Raw genomic sequence first — 3,964 nt, forward strand, 5'->3', positions numbered from 1 at the left:
GAGGCGCTGGCTGATCGTCTGGTGCGGGTGTTGGAGGCGATGGCCGCCGATCTCGATGTACCGGTCGGACAGGTTGATGTGTTGGGTGAGGCCGAGCGGCAGCGAGTGTTGGTCGACTGGAATGACACGGCGCGTGCGGTGCCGGATGCGGTACTGCCGGAGTTGTTCGAAGCGCAGGTGGCACGTACCCCCGACGCGGTCGCTGTCGTCTTCCAGGGCCAGGAGCTGACGTACGCCGAGCTCAACGCACGGGCAAACCGGCTGGCCCGGTACCTGATCCGGCTGGGGGTCGGTCCGGGGGATGCGGTGGCGGTGTGGATGGAGCGTTCCGCCGATCTGATTGCTGTCCTGCTGGCCGTGCTGAAGACGGGCGGGTACTACGTACCGCTGCACGAGGGCTATCCGGTGGAGCGGCTGCGCTCGGTCATGCGCGACTGCGGCGCCAACGTACTCCTCACCGACCGGCCCGCACAGGCAGCCCGCTTCACCACAGACACGCGCGTGGTCGAAGTGACCGACAAGGTCCTCACCGCTGCCGGTGCCGGTGCCGGTGCCGATGAGAGCAATGTGGTGGTGGGCGGCAGGCATCCGCTGCAGCTCGCCTACGTGATGTACACCTCGGGTTCCACCGGCGAGCCGAAGGGTGTGGCGGTACCGCACCGCGGAGTGGTGGAACTCGCCCTCGACAGGGCGTGGACCGGTGGTGCGGATGGTGTGCATGAGCGGGTGCTGATGCATGCTCCGCATGCCTTCGACGCCTCCGACTACGAGGTCTGGGTGCCCCTGCTGTCGGGCGGCCGGATCGTCGTGGCTTCCAACGAGCAGATCGACACTCAGGCGCTGCGCGAGCTGGTGGCGGGTGGCCGGGTGAGTGCGGTGCATGTGACGGCGGGGCTGTTCCGGGTGATCGCCGAGGAGGATCCCGGGTGTTTCGGCCAGGTCCAGGAGGTACTGACCGGCGGTGACGTGGTCTCCCCCACTGCCGTCCAGCGGGTTTTGCAGGCGTGTCCGCAGGTGAGGGTGCGTGCCCTCTACGGGCCCACGGAGATCACCCTGTGCGCCACCCAGCATCTGATGACCCCTGCTACCCCTCCGGGCACGTCGGTTCCTATCGGCCGGCCCATGGACAACACCCGCACCTACGTCCTGGACAACGCCCTGCGCCCGGTACCGGCGGGGGTGGCGGGAGAGCTGTACATCGCCGGGACCGGCCTGGCGCACGGCTACATCAACCAGCCCGCCACCACAGCCGAGCGCTTCGTCCCGGATCCGTTCGGCCCGCCCGGCACCCGCATGTACCGCACCGGCGACCTCGCACGCTGGAACACCAACGGCACACTCGAACACCTCGGCCGCACCGACACCCAAACCAAAATCCGCGGCTTCCGCATCGAACCCGGCGAAATCGAAGCCACACTCACCACCCACGACACGGTCGCTCAAGCCGCTGTGCTCGTGCGCGAGGACCAGCCGGGTGAGAAGCGGCTCGTGGGCTATGTCGTACCCACCGACACGCAATCAGGGGTCGACACCGCTCAGGTACTGCACACCCTCAGGGACCGGCTCCCCGACTACATGGTGCCCACCGCACTCATCCCACTCGAACGCCTGCCGCTCACCCCCAACGGGAAGCTCGACCGCAACGCCCTCCCCACACCCGACTACACCCCATCCGCCACCCGACGTGCCCCACGCACACCACGCGAACAGACCCTGTGCACACTCTTCACCGACGTCCTCGCCACACCCAACGTCAGCATCGACGACAGCTTCTTCGACCTGGGCGGCGACAGCATCGTCTCCATCCAGCTCGTCGCCCGCGCACGCGCTGCCGGTCTGGTCTTCACACCCCGGGACGTGTTCGAGCGTAAGACCGTGGAGGCCCTCGCCCGAGTCGCAACGGACATCGGAGCCACAGCTCCGAGCGGGGACGCCGACCAAGCTCTCGGCACCGTGGTGCCGACGCCGATCATGCATCAACTACGTGAGCGTGGCGGGCCGGTGGAGCGGTTCAGCCAGGGCGTGCTGCTCCAGGTTCCTGAGCGGCTGGGCCTGGACAATCTCATCGTGGCGGTGCAGACCGTGCTGGACCACCACGACGCTCTCCGCGCCAGCCTCGTGGAGCGGGAGGGCGACGCCTGGGAGCTGGAGATTCCCGCCGCTGGCGCGGTGCGGGCGGCAGAGTGCGTGCAACGCGTCGACGTCTCCGGTCTGGCCGACGATGCTCTGAGCAAGGTCATCGCGGCGGAGGCAGAGTCTGCCCGGGAGCGGCTTTCGCCCAGGTCAGGGGCGATGGTTCAGGCCGTGTGGTTCGACTCCGGCCCCGAGACGGCCGGACGGCTGCTGATCGTGGTGCATCACCTCGTCGTCGACGGGGTGTCCTGGCGCATCCTGCTCCCCGACCTCCAGGCGGCCTGGGAAGCAGCCACCGCACAGACCACGCCCACACTCCAGCCGGTCGGCACCTCCTTCCGTCAATGGGCCACCGATCTGGCCGAATACGCCCAGGATCCGGAGCGGGTGCGGGAACTCCCCCTGTGGCAGGGCATCCTCCAGTCCCTCGAACCGCACATCGGTACCCGCCCCCTGGACCCCGCCCGGGACACCCTCGACACCGCGCAACGCCTGACGGTGACCCTGACCCCCGACCAGACCGAGCCTCTGCTCACCCAGGTACCGACCCTGTTCCACGCCGGTATCAACGATGTCCTGTTGACCGCCCTGACCCTGGCCGTGCTCCGTTGGCGGGCCGAGCGCGGCCGACGTGGCGGAGACGGCGGAGTGCTCGTCGACCTTGAAAGCCACGGACGCCATGAGAGCATCACGGCAGCCGAGCTTTCTCGGACGGTGGGCTGGTTCACCTCTCAATACCCGGTCAGGCTGGATCCAGGGAGCTTCGATGAAGCTCAGGCCTGGGGTGGCGGGGACGACCTGGGGCGTGTCCTCAAGTGCATCAAGGAACAACTCCGCGCCATTCCGCACGACGGAATGGGCTACGGACTCCTGCGCTATCTCAACCCCGCCACCAGCCCCAGCCTCGCTGGCCTCCCTGACCCGCAGATCGGGTTCAACTACCTCGGCCGACTCCCCATCGGGCAGGCCGCCCATTGGGCACCGGCCGCCGAGTCCACCGCGGCAGGCTCCGGCGCCGACCCCCGTATGGCCCTGTCGCACACCCTGGCCATCGGCTCACTCACCCAGGACACCCCGCAGGGCCCCACCCTCACCACCACCTTCACCTGGCCGGACGCCGTTCTCACCCGTGGGGAGATCCAGCGGCTTGCTGACGGCTACCACCAGGCGCTGGCCGCCCTCACCCGCCACGCCACCCGCCCGGACGCCGGTGGCCGTACCCCCTCGGACCTGCCCCTACTCGGAATCAACCAGGCGGACATCGACCGTCTGGAAAAGGTGTGGAGGAAGAAGAAGTGACTCAGCACGAACTGGAAGACATTCTTCCTCTCGCGCCGTTGCAGGAAGGCCTGCTCTTCCACGCTCTCTACGACACCGATGGCCGGGACGTGTACACGACCCAATTCTCCTTCCGGGTGGAGGGGCCGCTGGATGTACCGGTTCTCAAGGCCTCCGTGCGGGCGCTTCTTCGCCGCCATGCGAATCTGCGGGCCGGGTTCCTTCACGAGGGCCTGTCACGCCCGGTGCAGGTCATTCCCCGCGAGGTGGAACTTCCGTGGGAGGAGATCGACTGGACGCATCTCGACCCCGACGCGCATGAGAGCTCTCTGGCTGCCTGGCTGGAGGAGGACCTGGGCCGCCGGTTCCAGCTGGATGAGCCACCGCTGATCCGGTTCACCCTCATCCACCTCGCCCCACACTCCTACCGCCTCATCTTCACCAACCACCACATCCTCCTCGACGGCTGGTCCCTCCCCATCCTCATGCGGGAACTGTTCACCCTCTACGCCCACCAAAGCCACGAAACCCCAGCCACCCTGCCCCCCACCAC

At 67.9% G+C, this 3,964-nt stretch carries 2 protein-coding genes; both read left to right on the plus strand.

The window, feature by feature from the left end:
• The coding region (locus CCN51_RS40935) for a non-ribosomal peptide synthetase (RefSeq protein ID WP_143676042.1) at positions 1–3,432 on the plus strand (3,432 nt) is incomplete at its 5' end.
• Positions 3,429–3,964: condensation domain-containing protein (locus CCN51_RS40940; protein WP_143676043.1), on the plus strand; the 536-nt coding region annotated here is incomplete at its 3' end. The genes CCN51_RS40935 and CCN51_RS40940, both read left to right, overlap by 4 nt.

Origin of the sequence: Streptomyces milbemycinicus (genome assembly GCF_002154605.1) — a bacterium.
Classification (GTDB): domain Bacteria; phylum Actinomycetota; class Actinomycetes; order Streptomycetales; family Streptomycetaceae; genus Streptomyces; species Streptomyces milbemycinicus.